This is a genomic window from Capsulimonas corticalis, assembly GCF_003574315.2.
Classification (GTDB): Bacteria; Armatimonadota; Armatimonadia; order Armatimonadales; family Capsulimonadaceae; genus Capsulimonas; species Capsulimonas corticalis.
The window spans coordinates 7,567,884-7,584,910 of sequence record NZ_AP025739.1; the positions used below are offsets into that span (position 1 = coordinate 7,567,884).

Annotated in this window: 13 protein-coding genes; 8 read left to right on the forward strand and 5 right to left on the reverse strand. The window is 64.8% G+C overall.

Annotated features, from left to right (window positions below; genetic code table 11):
- Positions 1-2: 2 nt before the first annotated feature.
- On the reverse strand, positions 3-1,472 hold the full coding sequence (locus D5261_RS33020; protein ID WP_165863963.1) for a DUF1800 domain-containing protein: 1,470 nt from the start codon (positions 1,470-1,472) through the stop codon (positions 3-5).
- Positions 1,469-1,999 (reverse strand): hypothetical protein, encoded by a 531-nt coding sequence (locus tag D5261_RS33025; RefSeq protein WP_165863964.1) that lies wholly within the window; start codon positions 1,997-1,999, stop codon positions 1,469-1,471. The genes D5261_RS33020 and D5261_RS33025 overlap by 4 nt, the downstream gene beginning before the upstream one ends.
- A gap of 386 nt (positions 2,000-2,385) precedes the next feature.
- On the opposite strand from D5261_RS33025, the gene D5261_RS33030 reads away from it, so the two are divergent.
- Both D5261_RS33030 and D5261_RS33035 read left to right on the forward strand, forming a co-directional pair.
- Positions 2,386-4,788 (forward strand): BTAD domain-containing putative transcriptional regulator, encoded by a 2,403-nt coding sequence (locus tag D5261_RS33030; protein ID WP_119319863.1) that lies wholly within the window; start codon positions 2,386-2,388, stop codon positions 4,786-4,788.
- An 89-nt stretch (positions 4,789-4,877) separates the two neighbouring features.
- Positions 4,878-6,191 carry a dicarboxylate/amino acid:cation symporter gene (locus D5261_RS33035; RefSeq protein ID WP_119319864.1) on the forward strand — a complete coding sequence of 438 codons (1,314 nt, stop codon included), beginning with the start codon at positions 4,878-4,880 and terminating at the stop codon, positions 6,189-6,191.
- 37 nt (positions 6,192-6,228) lie between these two features.
- Here D5261_RS33035 and D5261_RS33040 read toward each other — a convergent pair whose 3' ends face one another.
- Entirely contained in the window at positions 6,229-6,885 is a 657-nt protein-coding gene (locus D5261_RS33040) for a class I SAM-dependent methyltransferase (protein WP_119319865.1), read from the reverse strand.
- 153 nt (positions 6,886-7,038) lie between these two features.
- On the opposite strand from D5261_RS33040, the gene D5261_RS33045 reads away from it, so the two are divergent.
- Positions 7,039-7,794 (forward strand): sugar phosphate isomerase/epimerase family protein, encoded by a 756-nt coding sequence (locus tag D5261_RS33045; RefSeq protein WP_165863965.1) that lies wholly within the window; start codon positions 7,039-7,041, stop codon positions 7,792-7,794.
- Here D5261_RS33045 and D5261_RS33050 read toward each other — a convergent pair.
- A complete protein-coding gene (locus tag D5261_RS33050) occupies positions 7,749-8,630 on the reverse strand; it encodes a LacI family DNA-binding transcriptional regulator (protein WP_119319867.1) in 882 nt (293 codons plus the stop codon). The genes D5261_RS33045 and D5261_RS33050 overlap by 46 nt on opposite strands.
- Positions 8,631-8,668: 38 nt before the next feature.
- A complete protein-coding gene (locus D5261_RS33055; RefSeq protein ID WP_119320280.1) occupies positions 8,669-9,946 on the reverse strand; it encodes an aminotransferase class III-fold pyridoxal phosphate-dependent enzyme in 1,278 nt (425 codons plus the stop codon).
- A 105-nt stretch (positions 9,947-10,051) separates the two neighbouring features.
- On the opposite strand from D5261_RS33055, the gene D5261_RS33060 reads away from it, so the two are divergent.
- The 5 genes from D5261_RS33060 to D5261_RS33080 all read left to right on the forward strand — a co-directional run bounded on the left by D5261_RS33060 (position 10,052) and on the right by D5261_RS33080 (position 17,022).
- Entirely contained in the window at positions 10,052-12,097 is a 2,046-nt protein-coding gene (locus tag D5261_RS33060; RefSeq protein ID WP_119319868.1) for a DUF8809 domain-containing protein, read from the forward strand.
- A gap of 72 nt (positions 12,098-12,169) precedes the next feature.
- Complete coding sequence (locus D5261_RS33065; RefSeq protein WP_119319869.1) at positions 12,170-13,168, forward strand: AAA family ATPase; 999 nt, start codon at positions 12,170-12,172, stop codon at positions 13,166-13,168.
- A 10-nt stretch (positions 13,169-13,178) separates the two neighbouring features.
- Positions 13,179-14,456, forward strand: coding sequence for a rhomboid family intramembrane serine protease (locus tag D5261_RS33070; RefSeq protein ID WP_119319870.1), 1,278 nt, complete (start codon positions 13,179-13,181; stop codon positions 14,454-14,456).
- An 81-nt stretch (positions 14,457-14,537) separates the two neighbouring features.
- Positions 14,538-14,972 (forward strand): BlaI/MecI/CopY family transcriptional regulator, encoded by a 435-nt coding sequence (locus D5261_RS33075; RefSeq protein ID WP_119319871.1) that lies wholly within the window; start codon positions 14,538-14,540, stop codon positions 14,970-14,972.
- Position 14,973: 1 nt separating this feature from the next.
- Positions 14,974-17,022: a M56 family metallopeptidase gene (locus D5261_RS33080; RefSeq protein WP_119319872.1), complete on the forward strand. Its 2,049-nt coding sequence runs from the start codon at positions 14,974-14,976 to the stop codon at positions 17,020-17,022.
- Positions 17,023-17,027 lie beyond the last annotated feature (5 nt).

Here is a 17,027-nt window from a genome sequence, read left to right on the forward strand (position 1 = left end):
GGTCATCTCCATTGGAACTCGGGCGACATCAACAAGCAGGCGGCTTGCGCCGGCGCGTCCATCGCCTTGGGAAAACGCGCGATCAGCTTCTCCGTATCGGGATCGTGCGCGGCGCGGCCGAAGGTCAAACTTGCAAGCGCTTGGACAGAGTTCAAGCCCGCCGCGCGTCCCGTGGCGACCAGGGCGTCGAACGGCGCTTTGGTGTTCACCATGCGGCCCTGCGTCAGATCCAGCGCGAAGTTCCAGCGCGGCGGCAGACCGCCCAGCCACGCGCCCTGCTGGGTGGGATAGCCGTTGGGCATCGGCCACCCAAAGAGCGGCTGTCCCATCTTCTCCAGGTGCTCCTGAACGCCCTCGCCGCCGTCGGTATCCACATCCAGCGCCCGCAGGGCGCTGACGGCGTAATCAAAAGGCCGCTTGAACAGATAGGCGCTGGTCTGGACTTCGGAGGAATTCAGCACCAAACGCACGAGCGAGGCGATATCGCCGCCGGTGTCTTGGAAGGTCTTCGCGACGGACGCCGCCAGCGCATCAGGCGCCGAACCCAGAAAGTACATACAAAGCTTATACGCGATATGGCGCGCCGTCGCGGGATGCGCGGCGACGATGTCCAGAACCCGGTCGCCGTCGCGCACGCCGCCGCCGGCGGGGATCGTCACGCCAAGGACGGTCTTGACGCCGTTGTCATGGGCGTCGCTGTCGAACAGGAACGCGCCGCGTTTCCAATGCCGCTGCGATGTCCAGCCCGTCAGGCAGCGGGCGACTTCCTGGACATCGCGCTGCGTGTAGCCGCCGTGGACGCCCAGCGTATGCAGCTCCATCAGCTCCCGCGCATAGTTCTCGTTGGGCGCGCCGCGCCGATTGACGCCGTTGTCCAGATAGCCCAGCATCGCCGCCGAGCGCGCGGAGGCGCCGAGCAGATCGCGAAATTTCCCCAGAACATGCGCGCGGATCGTATCGTGGTCGTCGACGATCTTCAGCTGCGCCCCGTCGTTTTTGTAGGCGTAAATATTGAAGTGGTCGGACCAGAACTCCGCCATGCGCTCTTGAAGCTGCCGCCGGCTGTAAACGGCCCGCAGGATCGTCGCCTGCCGCAGCGCCGCGATCAACCGCCGATTGTCCTCATCGAACAACAACCCCGGATCGGGATTGAGACTGTCGCCGAGCGAACGCAGCCGCCACTTCAGAAACGCCGGCTCCTCTATCGAGTCGGGCTTGAGCTGCTCTTCCAGATACGCCGCCGCGCCGATGCGCTCCACATACGCGATGTCGCCGGGGCGCGGCCCGAACGCCGCTCGGCTGAGCAAACGCGCCGCTTCAGAAACCTTGCCCATCGGCCCGGGCGGCAGCGCATCGGAAGGCGGAGGCGGCGGCTTGGCGAAATGGCTTTCCAGACTCTCGCATCCCGACAGGGCCGCCGCGCCCGCCACGGCGGCGCCCACTCCCAGGAATCGTCGGCGTGTGAGGCTCATCGCACGATCTCCCCAAACACCGGCGTCGCCGCGACAGGCTCGGATACGCGGTCCTGCGCCTTCAGCGCGCTCACGGCGGCCCCGATGCCGATCAGCGCGGCGACGGGAGTCACCACGAACCATCCGACGATCGGCGTCAGCCCGGCGCCCACAAACAGCGCCACCGCGCGGGTCCGCTGCGCAAACGGCGCCATATGGCTTCCCACATTCCCAATCCGCTCCCCCGCGATCTGCGCGATCGCCGCGCCGCCCAGCGCCGCCATCAGCGCCAGCGAACCCCACAACGCCCCCGCGATAATCTTGAGCGGCCCCGCCGCGCTCTGCCCGACAATGATGCCAAGCACGCCCAGCACCACCGCCACGCCCAGCCCCTGCGCGAAGCACCGCCCCGGCCGCTCCACAATCGCCGCCCGCGCCCGCTCCGTCCGCGCCGGACACAGCAAACCCACCATCAGCACCAGCGCTCCCCACGCGCCCGCCGTCGCCAATACCGCCGCGATGACCGCCAGAATATCCCCGATCGTCATGATCCACCTCCATGGCGGCCGGTCTGGCCGCGTTCTGCCATCCATTACGACGGGAATGGGGGAAAGTTTCAAAAGTTTTTGCGATCCTGCAAACCCGCTCCCCTCTCTGGCAAACCCACCCCCGGCCTTCGGCCGCCCCCCCCCGTCGCCGGGAAGGGTGATTTCAGTGTGTGTGTTCGCAGGTGTCCACCGTAAGAGGCAATCTTACTCACCCTTACCGCCCGAGGGAGGGGTCGCGCGAAGCGCGGGGGTGGGTTTGCCAGGGAGCACGCGAAGCGCCGGGCCAGGTCACTCGGGCGAGCGCAAACACAAATCATAACCCAATCACACTTTCCGGGTAAAATCCCCAGAATAGTTCGCCATCGCCCCGGACCACGGAGTTGACCATGTCGAAACCTTGGCGGATCGAGCTCCTGGGGAAACTCCAAGTCCTCCACGGGGATTCGTCATATTCCCATTTCGAGACCCGCAAGACCGCCGCGCTCTTGGCGTACCTCGCCCTGACTCTGCCGAAGGCGTCCACGCGCGAGCAGTTGGCGGAGATGCTCTGGCCGGAGGAAGACCCGGAGGTGACGCGGACACGGCTGCGCCAGTGCCTTTCCGCGCTGCGCCGGGTGCTGGAGCCGGCGGGCTCGGAGACGGGGCCGGAGTGCTCCGTTCTCATCACCGACCGCACGAGTATTCGCCTCAATCCCGAAACCGTCACGACCGACGCCGCCGAGTTCGACGCCTTGCTTCGGACAGCTCGTAAGACAAGCGACTCGGAAGCGAGGCGTACGGCGCTGCAAGGCGCGATCGATCTGTATCAGGGTGAAACGCTGCCGGGGTTTTATGAAGAGTTCGCGCTGGACGCGCGGCGGCGTTTGTCCGAAGCGCATGGCGGCGCGCTGATGGAGCTGGCCCCGCTGCTCACCGCCAGGGGCGACCATACGGAGGCGGTCGCGGTAGCGAAGCAGGCGGTCGCCGCCGACTCCAGCGATGAAGCGACGCACCTTTGTTTGATGCGGGCGCTGTCCGCCGCCGGGCGTACGTCCGACGCGCTAAAACAAGGACGGGAGATGGAGCGCATCCTGCGCCAGGAGTGGGATACGGCGCCGTCGGAAGAAGCGCGCGCCTTCGTCGAAACGCTGCGATCGACGCCCGTGATGGCCCATGTGGGCGCCCCCAGCTTCCCGCCGCCCCTCGGCGAGCCGGAGCCGCCCGTGCGCGAGGCCGCCGCGCCCGCCGCTGATCCCCTGCCCTCCGCGACGTTTCCCCCGCAGACCTTGCCGCGAGCAGACCATCGTCGCGCCGTGGCGGCGCTGCTGATTTGCGCGGTGCTCATTGGCGCGGCGTTCGTTTGGCGGAGCCACCCTCCGAAGCCGGCGCCAGCCCCGGGAGATCGCCGGATCGTCGCCGTGCTGCCGTTCGATATCAGCAGCAGCGACGGCGCCAGCGACGCTTATTTCGCGGACGGTCTCACCGAGGAAATGACGAATACCCTGGGAAACATCGGGGCGCTGACGGTGATCGGGCGCATGTCGGCGGCGCGGATCAAGACCGATCTTGCGTCTGGCGGCGAGCTGGCGCGGGACTGGAACGTCGGAACGCTGATCACGGGGCATGTCAGCAAGGAAGCTTCGCGGCTGCGCGTGGTGGTGGAGGCGGTGGACGCCCGCAGCCAGCGCGTGATCTGGTCCGAGGAGTACGACAAAAGCTACAAAGCATCCGAGGTGCTGGAGATCGAGCGGGACGTCGCCCAGCGTGTCGCCGCCTCGCTGCGCCTTCGCCTGTCCAGCGGCGAGCAGGACAAGATCGCCCGCAAATCCACGGACAATTTCGCCGCCTACGACGATTATCTGCGCGGACGCTATCTCTGGAACCAGCGCACTGAAGACAGTCTCAAGCACGCCATCACGTTTTTCGACCGCGCGATCCTGCGCGATCCCCATTACGCGCCGGCTTACGTGGGCGAGTCGGACGCCTACAATGTCCTCGGCTATTACGGCTATATCGACTCGGACACGGCGTCCCGAAAGGCGAGGTTCGCGGCCGCCAAAGCGCTCGAAGAGGCCGGCGGCGACAGCGACGCCATGGCCGCCGCCTGCACGTCGCAGGCGTGGGAAGCGATGGTGTATCGCCGCGATTGGCGCGCCGCCGACGACAGCTTTACCAGAGCAATCCAGCTCAGCCCGGACTACGCCACCGCGCACCACTGGCGCTCGCTGTATCTGATGCTGCAAGGACGCGACCGCGAAAGCATGGATGAGATCGGCGTCGCCCTCAAAAAAGACCCGCTCTCGTTTATCATCGAGACCAGCCTGGGCGGTCGTTACTACCATGAGCGACGCTACGATCAGGCGCTGCGGCAATACGATGAGGTGCTGAATTTGAATCCCGGCTACACCGTCGCGTATTTCTGGCGAGCGCTGGCCCGGGAAAAGGCCGGCATGCGCTCGGAGGCTCAGGGCGACCTTCAGCGGGCGGTCGCGGGATCGCATCGCACGCCGTTATTCCTTGCGTTTCTCGCCAAGAACTACGCCGAAAGCGGCCGGCGCGATCAAGCGCTGGCGATCCGCGACGAACTGCGCCGCCGCAATGCACGCGAATATGTCTCGCCGTTCTGCATGGCCGTGATCGACGTGGGTTTAGACGACAAAGACAGCGCCTTTCGATGGCTGCAAACGGCGTATGACGCGCATGATGGCGCGCTGACATTTTTCGGCGAAGCGCCGCCTGCGTTCGACTCCCTGCGAAGCGATGCGCGCTACGCCCTGCTTCGTCAAAAGATGGGTTTGACCAAAATTTAAATTTATTTTTGCGTTTTGCGCGGATTTCACGCACATTTCACGGTGGCGTGGGATGATGCTCCATCGACAATACGATGGAGGAGAAGTCCATGTCCAGTCACCAGCCGCCTGCTTCCGACGACCACACTCCCGCCCGGGGTTTTCTGGGCCTGTATCGACGCACGCCGCTCTATGTCCGCATCATGATTTCTCTCGCCCTGGGTATTGTGGCGGGAGAGCTGCTGGGTCACCGGGCGCAGACGTTCAAACCGTTCAGCGACCTGGTGCTGCAAATGCTGCGCCTGCTCGCGACGCCGCTGATCTTTATCGCCGTCGCGCACGCCCTGCTCAAAGCCGACGTCAACGGACGCACGGCGGGTCGGCTCGCGTATCTGCTGATCAGCAACACAACAGTCGCGATCATCATCGGCCTGATCGTCGTCAACGTCATACAGCCCGGCAAGTGGGCGCACCTGCACCCGCCGACGACCACGATCAGCACGCTGCCCTTCGATCCGGCGCGCGATCTGCTGGACAAGATCCCCGCGAATCTCATCGATCCGTTCCAGAAAAATGAGATCATCTCGATCATCATCCTCGCCGTCGCGTTCGGCCTCGCCATGCGGATCGTCCGCAAGCGCCAGCAGACCGAGGGCAAGACGGCCTACTTAGACGTCGAAAGCGCGCTGGACGTCGGCTTTCAGCTCGTCATGGTGATCCTGCACTGGATCTTTGATCTCGTTCCCATCGCGGTCTTCGCGGTGGTGGCGCGGACGGTTGGGACCTCGGGCATCCAGCCGATCCTCTCGATGGGCGCCTTTGTGATCTGCGTCCTGCTCGCGCTCGCCCTGCAATCGACCTTCTATCTCATCCGACTGCGTTTCAGCTCGTGGGTTCGTCCCGGCCGCTTCCTGCGCGGCGGCACGGACGCTCTGATGATGGCGTTCTCCACCGCCAGCTCCGCCGCGACGCTGCCGATCACGTACGGCTGTGTCAAGGATAAGATGGGCGTGCGCGAAGAATCGGCGGGAGTCGGCGTCATGGTCGGCGGAACGTTCAACCACGACGGCACGGCGCTTTACGAGGCGATGGTGGCGCTGTTCATCAGTCAGGCTCTCGGGATGCATCTGGGGCTGGGCCAGCAAGTCATCGTCGTCTTCATGGCGATCATCGCCTCCGTCGGCGCCGCCGGCATCCCCGAAGCCGGCCTCGTGACCATGCTCGCCGTCTTCGCCGCCGTCCACCTCCCCGCCGAATACATCCCGCTGCTGCTCCCGATGGACTGGTTCCTCGACCGCTGCCGCACCGCCGTCACGGTAATGGGCGACATGACGGTGACATGTATCCTCGACGGCAAAACGCCGCCAGATGCGCCGAAGGCGGCGCCAATTGTTGAGAAGGAGGAGGAGCTTGCGTTGGTTTAGGGGATGCCCCCCGACCCCCACAGGGGGCCGGGGCGTCTTACGCCTCTCGCCGTGCGACTGCATAGGCAAACGACGCCATCGTGTCTTCCTGCATGCGATATGTCCAGTACTCCGTGCGGTCCAGCAGCAGCCAGCCCTCGTGACGCGGGAAGAAGGCGGCGAGGTCGTCGGCCGTCGCCAGATAACGGTCTTCGACCCGCGCGCCCCAGGCAAGCATGGCGGGGCTGAACACGCCGACCGCGCAAATCCCGCCCGGCTTCGCGCTCGCTTTCAGCCGGGCGATGTGCGCGGGGCCTTCTTCGGGCGTGAGAAATTGGTAGACATTGGCGGCGAGAGCGATGTCGTATGCGGCGACGGGATAGTGGAATTCGCGTACGTCGCCGAGCGCCGTATCGACTCGTCCTGGGTCGACGCCGCCGCGCTGCAATAACGCCCCGAGCTTGGCGAGTCCCGTCGGCGCGATATCACGGGCGGTCACGCGCAGGCCCGCGGCGGCGTAATACGCCGTGTCGCGCCCCTCGCCGCAGCCAAGGTCCAGGGCGTGCGCGTTTTGAGGATCCCCGCCGAACATTGTGAAAAAGTGGAGGGCGGTGCGGGCGATCTGGCTCGGCTCGTCGCCAAAGACATAAGTCTTCGGATTGACGGCGTAGACGGCTTCCCAATCGGTCGGCGGCTGAAACGGTGTGCTGCTCATGGCGATTTATTCGACGGACGCGATGAATTCTCTTGCCTAATTCGAGAGACCCCGGATGACATACCCTGGAAAATCGTTTTGCTTCAGGCAGGATATCGCCCCGCGCAAATGGAAGAAGCGCCCCATCGAACAAATTCTTGTGATGAGGCTTCTATGTCCACTCCCCTTTCCATTCAGTTGTATACGCTGCGCGAAGAAGCGAAGAAGGATTTCTTCGGCGTGCTGGAGATGCTCGCCGAAACTGGCTACAAAGGCGTTGAGTTCGCCGGCTTGCACGACAAGACCGCGACGGAAGTCGCGGCGAAGCTCGCCGATCTGGGTCTGAAGACCAGCAGCAGCCATGTCGGCTTCCCGACATCGGAAAATATTCACGAACTGGCCGACACCGAAAAAACGCTGGGCAATTCGCTGCTGATCAGCGGCTTTGGGCCGGATGATTTTAAAGATTCCGAGGCCCTGACGCAGACGATTGATCGGTTCCAAACCGCCGTCGCGCTGGTGAAGGCCGAAGGGCTGAAGTTCGGAATTCACAATCACTGGTGGGAGTTTACGACGATTGACGGGCGCCTTGCCTACGAGACGCTGCTGGAGGCGGTCCCGGATCTCTTCGGTGAGCTGGATGTTTACTGGGTCGCGGTGGGCGGGCTGAACGTCGCGGACCTGATCGCGCGCAACGCCGCGCGACTGCCGCTGCTGCACATAAAGGATGGTCCGGGAGTCCAGGGCCAGGCGCATGTCGCGGTGGGCAGCGGAACGCTCGACTTCGCGCCGATTGTCGCCGCCGCCGATCCGAACGTGCTGGAGTGGCTGGTGGTGGAGCTGGACGAATGCGACACCGATATGACCGAGGCGGTCAAGCAGAGCTACAAGTTCTTGACAGAAAGCGGGCTGGCGTCGGGAAATAAGTAAGGCGGCCCGGTGCTTTGCCGAACGACCAGATCGGGTGGCGTTAGGACGGTAACCGGCGTGTCTCCCATCAGAATGGAGACCGCTTGCCGGGCCATTTCCGCCACCCGATGCCCCACGGTCGAAAGCGGGGGCGTCGTCGTCCGGCTGGGCGCGTCGTCATCGAATCCCAGCACCGAGACGCGATCCGGGACTGGGACGCCGTGCTCCGAAAACCATTGCAGCGCGGCCCACGCGCCGGCGTCCGATGTCGTGAAAATCGCGGTGAACGGAACGTCTTGCGGCCAGATCTCCGGCATCCGGCGATAGACGATCTCTGAAGAGTGGTCCCAGAACTGCGTCCCGCAGTAAAACTCGCCGCAGCCGGTGAGGCCATGCTCCGCGACGACGGCTTTGAACTCCCGCAGCCGGGCGCGCACCGTTTCCGCCTCCAAAGGTTCATTGATCAGCAGCAGGATACGCCGATGTCCCAGCGCCATCAGGTGGTCCATGCCGATACGGACGCCCAGCGCGTTGTCGGTTCCGACATAAGAGTTGGACGCGCCGGGGACGAGCGTATCGATCGTCAAGCTCCGATAGGTCTTGATCGCCAGCGACGCCGCCAGTTCCCGCGCATTCTGCTGCGGCTGACCGAGGATTATGATCCGCTCCTCGTCCGGTGACCGCTCCAAATGCCGCAGCGTGTCCGCCGCCCGGTCGCCCTGCTGCGTGCGATACACCCGCATCCCCAGCGATTCACTCCGGCAGACGCCGGCAAGCGCTTCCAGGAACTCGCTGAGAAACGCCGAGTCGTAATGGGAGACAATGACGCCGATCGTGGTGAGATTCGAATGCATCATAATCGGTCACCCTGGGCGCGGGAATGCGAACGCGCCCGTCAGTCGTCCAGCAGATCGCCCAGCAGATCCAGCGCCTCGGCGACACCGGCGGAGAACGCCTCCAGCACCGTGTCGATCTGCGCTTTGGTGATCACGAGCGGCGGCTCGAAGCGGATCACCTTCGGATTGTTGAGCGTATAGGCGGCAATCACGCCTCGGTGGATCATGGTTCCGATCACGAGCTTGCCGATGTCGCTGTCCGTGAATTCGACGCCCAGCATCAGTCCCAGCCCGCGCGCTTCGCGCAGGACGTTGGGAAACTGTGTCTGGACATGGCGCAGGCCCGCCAGGAAATACGCGCCGTTTTCGAGGGCGCGGCCCGGCAGATCCTCTTCCTGGGTGGCTTGGATAGCCGCCAGGCCCGCGACGCAGGCCAGCTCGCCGCCGCCGAAGGTGCTGGAGTGCAGGAACGGGTTCTCGCGGAAGACCTTGTCCCAGATCGCCGCCGTCCCCATCATCGCGCCGATCGGCATCACGCCGCCGCCGAGCGCCTTGGCGAGAGTCATAATATCGGGCGCGACGCCCCAGTGGTCCACGGCGAACATCTTGCCCGTGCGCCCCAGCCCCGTCTGCACTTCATCCACAATCAATAAGAGATTGCGCTCGTCGCAGATTCGGCGCAGGGCGGGCAGGTAACCGTCGCTCGGCATCTGGATGCCGCCCTCGCCCTGGATCGGCTCGATGATCACGGCGGCGGTCTTCTCGGTCACGGCCGCCGCGACGGCGTCGGCGTCGTTCCAGGGGACATGATGGAAGCCGGGGACAAGCGGCTCGAAAGGCGCCTTGAACAGATCGCGCCCCGTCGCCGAGAGGGCGCCGAGGGTCTTGCCATGGAACGCGCCGTGGGTGGCGATAAAGTCCGTCTTGCCGGTCGCCATCCGCGCAGCCTTCAGCGCCGCCTCCATCGCCTCGGTTCCGGAGTTGCAGAGGAACGCGTACTGGAGATCGCCCGGCGTGATCTCGGCGAGCTTGGCCGAAAGGTCCGCGAGCGGCTTGTTCAAAAATGTCTTCGAGCCCATCGGGATGAAGTCCAATTGGCGCTTGACGGCGGCCACGACTTTGGGGTGCCGGTGCCCGAGCGAAAAGACTCCATAGCCGCCGAGGCAGTCGATATATGTGTTGCCTTCAAGGTCGGTCAGGGTCGCGCCTTCGGCCTGATGCTCGATATGGTCGAAGCCGCCGATCTTCAGCAGCGCCACCTGGGTGGGATTGACGTGTTTCTGGTATTTGTCGATCACGTCCTGTGTGATCGCTTCGATTTCGGAGGGGGTTTGCATGCGGTTACTGTAACCGACCGGCGCGCGGTTTGTCAACCCGAATTCGCGCGGCGAACCAATTCCCTCCTCAATCGCGTATAATAACCCTACAGAGGGAACATAGTCATGGCGACACTCCAGCAGCCCCAAATCCAATCCGGCGCGATCTCCTCCACACTCAGGCAAGTCAAGGGACGACTGCGCCGCGAGCGCTGGATCCGCCAGGCGTCGCTCGGCGCGCTGGTCGGAGTCGGCCTGTCGCTGATGATCGTCGCCCTCGACAAGTTCGATCTCGTCCCCGACTGGCTGATGCTGGAGTGGTTCATCCCCTTCGCGATCCTCGTCGGCGTGGGCGTCGCCACCATCACCGCCTTCTCCCAGCCCATCTCCACCATGGAGGCCGCGCGCATGGCCGAAGTGCGCCTGGGATTGAAGGAGCGCTTTTCATCCGCGTTGGAGTTCGAGCGGTTTGGCCGCCAGGAGATCGACGCCGATCAGGCGATGCTGCTGCGCCTTCAGCAGCAGGACGCGCTGGCCCACGCGCGCGGTCTGCGCGCCAGCGACGCCGCGCCGTTTCGGCTGCCCTGGCAGACCAAGGCGCTGATCGCCGCCTCGCTCGTCCTGATCGCCGTGATTCTCTTACCGCGCTTTCCCGGCATGACGCCCCCCGGACTGATCGCCGAGCGGGAAGTCGTCCAAAAAGAGGGCGAAAAGCTAGAGAAGCGCGCGCGTTTGATTGAGAAACAGGCAGAGATGCAGCACCTGGAAGGCACGCGCCACGTCGCCCAGCAAATGCGCAAACTCGGTCAGGTCATGGCGCGCGGGCATCTCGACAAACAAAAAGCGCTGAAGCGGTACTCGAAGCTCACCCAGGAGATGTCCGACCTCCAGCGCAAGCTGCAAGGCCCGCAGGCGTCGGCGAACGGCGGCGGCAAAAGCCTTTCCGAAGCCGGACGCCAGTTAGCCGAAGCGCTCAGCAATCCCGGCGCCGCCGGACAAAACCCGCAGAATCCCGGAGACAAGCAAGCTGGCGCGTCCAGCGCCGACAAGGGCAAACCGGGCGCGAAGGACGGCAAGGCGGGGAACAAATCGGGCGACAAGAACGCCTCGAAGAACTTCAACGTCCCCGGCGCGCAGAACGGCCAGTCCGCCGAGGCCGCCGCCGCCCAGGCCGCGAAAAGCCTCCAGACGCCGGAGATGAAAAAGGCCGCCGAAGGATTGAAGCAGGGCGATTCGAAGTCGCTCAGCGAACAGCTTCGCCAGCTGGCGAAGCGCACGGAGTCGGGGCAGATGTCGCCGCAGGACCGCGAAGCGGCCGCGAACGACATGCAGAAGCTCTCCAATGCGCTCCAAGGCACCCCGCTCACCGAGACCCAGAAGCACGCGCAGGCCGCCGCCGACGCCCTGCGTGAAGGCAACCAGCAAAAGGCCGCAAGCGAAATGCGCCAGGCCGCCGACTCCGCGGAAAAAGAAGGACAGAAGCAGAAGGACGCGAACGCCATGCAGCACGCGCAGAACGCGCTGCGCAAAAGCCAGGGCGAAATGGCGCGCTCCTCCAGCGCCAGCGAAGTGGACAACTCGCAGAGCAGCGATCAGGCCGGAGACAGCTCCGATTCCGAAAGCGACTCCAGCGGAGACCCGAACGGCCAGATGGGCGGCAATTCGTCCGCGCAGCAGCAGGCGATGGACCGCATGGCAAGCGGTCAGGGATACGGCAAAGGCAAGGGACAAGGCAAGCAGCCAGGTCAGGGGCAAGGTCAAAGCAGCGAACCGGGCTATGAGAACGGCGGCGGAAGCGGCTCGGCGAACAAAGCCGGTCAGGGCGGCAAGAAGCAGGCCGGACAGGGCCAGCAGTCCAGCTCGCAGAAGGCGGCGAAGTTCGAAGGCGAAGGGCGCAAGTTCCAGAGTCTCGACCAGAGCAAGCTCCAGCGCAACACCCGCATCTACCTCGGCAAGCCGGGCGCGGGCAAAGAAGGCATCGGACGCCTCGGTCCCCTGGTAAAAGCCGCCCCTGGCGCGGGCAACAGCCCCGGCGCGCAAAGCAAGGTGCCCTATTACAACTACGTCGCCCCCGCCAAGCAGTCAGCCGAGAAGGCAATGGACAACGAAGACATCCCGCCGGCGTACAAAGGCGACGTCCGAAAGTACTTCGATTCGCTGCAAGGCCAATAAGAAATCCGCGACGGTCACCCCAAGGTGGACGATCGCATCAGAGAAATCGCACTCCAAAGGACACGCGCACACATGGACGAATCCGCCGTCATCCAGTTTAAGAACAATTTTGGCCGGGTCCGCGCCGAAGTCGGCAAGGTCATCGTCGGTCATCAGGACATCGTCGACGGCGTCTTGATCTGTCTGCTTTCCGGCGGACACGCGCTGCTGGAGGGTGTGCCGGGGCTGGGAAAAACGCTGCTGGTGCGCACGCTCGCCGAGGTGCTGGATCTCACGTTCAACCGCGTGCAGTTCACCCCGGATCTGATGCCGGCGGACATCACCGGCACGAATATTCTGATGGAGAACGCCGAAGGGCGAAAGATCTTCCAATTTCAGCGCGGGCCGGTATTCGCGCAGATCGTGCTCGCCGACGAAATCAACCGGGCGACTCCCAAAACGCAGTCAGCCATGCTTGAAGCGATGCAGGAGCACGCCGTGACCGTCGCCGGCGTGCAGCACCGTCTGGAGGAGCCGTTCTTCGTCCTAGCGACTCAAAACCCGATCGAGATGGAAGGCACCTATCCCCTGCCCGAAGCGCAGATGGACCGGTTCTTATTCAAGCTCATCGTGCCGTCGCCCACGCTCGCCGAGCTGTCCGCGATTCTGGACCGGACGACCGGGACCGAAACGCCCACGGTCAATAAAGTGCTGACCGGTCCTGAAGTCATGATGATGCGGCAGGTGGCGCGCGAAGTGCCGGTGGCGTCCCATGTGCGCGAGTACGCCGTGCGGATCATCCTCGCGACCCACCCGCGCTCGGAGACCGCGCCGGACATTACGAACCAGTTCGTGCGCTTCGGCGCGTCGCCGCGCGGCGCGCAGGCGCTGATCAAGGCGGCGAAGATTCGGGCGCTGCTCGACGGCCGGTATAACGTCGCATTCGACGACATCTCCGCCGTTGCGCCCGCCGCGCTGCGCCACCGCATTATTCTGAACTTCGAAGGCGAAGCCGAGGGCATCGGGACCGACGCCGTCATTCGCGAGATCCTGAACAAGCTCACGGCGCAAATCGCGCGCGTGCAGGCTTAACCGCCGCCCTATGCGTTTTTCCTCCTGGTGGGTCGCCCTGCTTCTGGTGACCCCGCTCCCCGTCGGCGCCGGACAAAAGATCCGGCGCACGCCGTGGGTGACGTACACACTGATCGCGATCAACGTCCTCGTTTACCTCGTGACGCTGCCCGACCACTCGTCGGATTTCGGAAGCCATCTGTTCCGAGTCTGGGGACTGCTCCCGCTCGCGCCCCGGCCGATCACGCTGGTGACGTCGCTGTTTTTCCACGTCTCCCTCGCCCATGTCTTCTGGAACATGGCCTTCCTCTGGCTGTTCGGCCCGCATGTGGAGGACGCCGTCGGCCCCTGGACCTTTCTGATTCTCTATCTGGGCGGCGGGATCACCGCCGGCCTGCTGCATATGGCGGTGGTGCTGCTCTTCGCCTCGCATCTGCCCTCCACGCCGGAGCCTCTGGTCGGCGCGAGCGGAGCGGTCTCGGCGATCTTGGCGCCCTTCGCGATCCGCTATCACCGGGCGCATCTGCGCCTGATCTGGCCGATCGGCTTCCTGATGGGCAACAAATGGGGAGACCTGGAAGCGCCGGCGCTGGCGGCGCTCGGCGTATGGCTCGCGCAAAACCTCGCCGGCGCGTTCCGGGGTATTCTGGACCCCGCCAGCTGGGGCATCGCTTACTGGGCGCACCTCGGCGGCTTTGTCTTCGGCCTGCTTACGGCGGAGCTGACCGGGCTTTTCCGAGACGGCCGCCAGGAGTATACGCTGGAGGACGCGCGCGCGGCCGTAGCGCATGGCCGCGACCGCCACGCCGTCGCGGTCGAGAAGTTCCGGTCGTTTCTGCAGCTCGATCCCGACAACGCCGCCGTGCGCGTGGAATTGGCGGCGGCTGAGGCGAAGTACGGCAGCGCGGAGGAGCGGCGCGAGGCGGCGCGCGAAATGGCGGGCGCCGTCCGTCTGTTCCAGCGCCAGGGACAGCATGTCGACGCAATCCAAACCTGCGCCCAAGCCGTGAGCCTGGGCCTGCCCCTTGCCTTCACCTCACGCGAACGCCTGCGTCTGAGCGGCGCCGCGCAGGACCAGGGCGACCGCCCCACCGCGATCGTGCTCCTTCAGGATCTGATCGCCGAAACCCCGGACGCCTCGGAAAGCGAGATCGCCCACCTGCGCCTCGGCCAGCTCCTGCTCAGCGCCGATCCCCAGGCCGCCTACATCATGCTCTCCACCTTCCTAGAACATTACCCGGACAGCGAATGGGCGCGCCGCGCCCGCGACCTGCGCGCCGAAGCGGCGCTCCTGGCCGACACGGAATAGTCCCCGTTAAAAAATTAACGGATCGCTTGACAAAACGCCTCCCGTGTGTTAAATTGTTAACAGTACTTTGTGAGGGAAATCATGCCGCGAAAACAAGAAGAGTATCTGACCAAGCGCGAGCAGCAGATCATGGAGATTATCTATCGCCATGGCCGCGCGGATGTGGCGGCGGTGATGGACGGTCTGGCGGACGATCTCAGCAATTCGGCGGTGCGGACGCATCTGCGCATTCTGGAGAGCAAGGGGCATCTAACGCACGCCGAGGAGAACGGCCGGTTTATTTACGCGCCGACGCGGGCGCGCAAGAGCGCGGCGCGCTCGGCGCTGTCCGGGCTGCTTCAGACATTCTTCGACGACTCGGTGGAACAGGTGATGGCGACGATGCTGTCCGTGCGCGGGAAGAACCTCAAGCCGGAGGAACTGGACCGGCTGAGCGAAATGATCGAGCGAGCGCGGGCCGCCAAGACGCCCGACGCCGCGCCAGAATCGGAGACGCAATCGGATCGCGAGGACTAAGATGGATACTCTCTCCTGGGCCGCAGGCAATTCGACAGATCCCACAACCGCGCTTTGGGCGAGCGTGTCCGTCAAAAGTGTCCTGGTGCTTGCGTTCGCCTTCACGCTGAGCATCGCCCTGCGCCGCGCCTCGGCGGCGTCGCGCCATACGCTGTGGCTGGCGTCACTGCTCGCGCTGGCCGGCCTACCTCTGCTCAGCCTTTCCGTCCCGAAATTCACGCTCCCGATCCTGCCCGCCGCCGCGCCCTCCTCCAGCGCTCGTCATTCTGCAATCGCCGCCCAGCGCGATCCAGAGGCCCGCGAGAGCGGCCGTCTCTCGTCCGCAAGTCCTTTCCCTCCAATCGTCACAGGCGATGTGACGCCGCCATCGATTTCCCGCGCCGCGCCGATGACGGCGGCTCACGCAAAGACGAAAGACTCAGCGCAAAACGCAGCTCCGGCGCTTGCTCGGCAAAGAACGAGCCCGAGCGCACCCTGGCTTTTGCTCATCTGGATCGCCGGCGTGTGTTTGATGCTGGCGCGAACGCTGCTGGGTTTCGCGGGCGCGCGGCGCCTGGTCCAGCGCTGCGATGTGATCCTGGGAGGGGCGACATGGGAGCGCGTTCAGGACGCGCGGCGGCGGCTGTCGGTCGCGCGGCGCGTCGTCCTGCGTGTGGGATCCACCGATCGCACGCTGTCCGTCCCGATGACCTGCGGCGTGCTCCACCCGACGATCCTGCTGCCGCGCAATGCGAGCGAGTGGCCGGAGGAGCGCCTCCGCGCCGCGATACTGCATGAGACGGCGCACATCCGCCGCCGGGATTGGCTGACGATGGCGCTCACCCAGTTCGTCTGCGCGCTGTACTGGTGGAATCCGCTCGTGTGGGTCGCCGCTCAGAAGCTGCGCCTGGAGAGCGAGCAGGCGTGCGACGATCTTGTTCTCGGCGCAGGCGTCCCCGCCGCCGACTATGCTTCCCATCTGCTGGACGTCGCTCGCGGGCTGACGGCTTCCCGGCAGCCCCTCGCCGCCGTGGCGATGGCGCAGCCGCGCGAGATCGCGCGGCGTCTGGAATCGATCCTCGCCGAACATCGGGATCGACGCGGCGCCACGCGCGGCGGCTTCGCTCTGGCCGGCGTGCTCCTGGCCGGGTCGGGATCGCTCGCGGCGATCCATCTGGCGGCGCGCATCCACGCAATCTCCCAGGAATCCCCTTCTCGTTTGAGCGCGGACGCTTCCCCGGGCGCCGTTCAACTCAAATTGGTCCAGACGCTGAAAACCGATGATAAGGTCAACTGCATCGCCTTTACGCCGGACAGCAAACGCATTCTCGCCGGGAGCTGGAGCACCCTGTGGGATGATTTCCAGACTAAATACAGTCACGAAGGCGTGATCGCGTTCTGGAGCGCCGAAACGGGAAAACAACTGTCGAAACGCCGGCTCCCCGCGCCGCTGATCTCGGTGGCCTATTCGCCGGATGGGCGGCTTCTCGCGACGGGCTACGCCGGCGGCGACTTGCGGATCTCCGACAGCGCGACGGGGCGAACGCTGCGTCAAACCCATCTGCCCTCGGACGGGATCGAAGTGCTCCAATTCTCTCCCGACGGCCTGACCCTCGCCTGCGGGACCTTCCAAAGCGGCGAGTGCTCGAGCGGTCCCGGCCCGCTTTACTTAGTCGATCCCAGCACCGGCAGACAGCGCGACAAGGGATACCACGGCGTCTTCCGCAAGATTCCGCGCCGCTGGGACCGGCAATGGTTCGCGGTGGGAAACGGACGCCTCGTCACCTGGAGCAACGGCGTCTCGCTGTGGTCGCCCGCGTGGGGCCAGCCGACGATTCATCTCCGCCAATACTTAGCTCGGATATGCGCGGTCCAGGGGAACCGTGTCGCCATTCTGGAGGACAGTGAGATCCACCTCTGGGACATTCGCGCGCGCCGTGAAGTCGGCGCGGTCAGCGTTGGAGATCTGGGAAACGCCGGCTACCCGCATCTCGCCTTTTCGCCCGACGGCCGCTATCTCGCGTACGGAGGATCCGGCGCGATCAAAGTTTGGCGCGTTTCCGGGAGTTAGAGTTT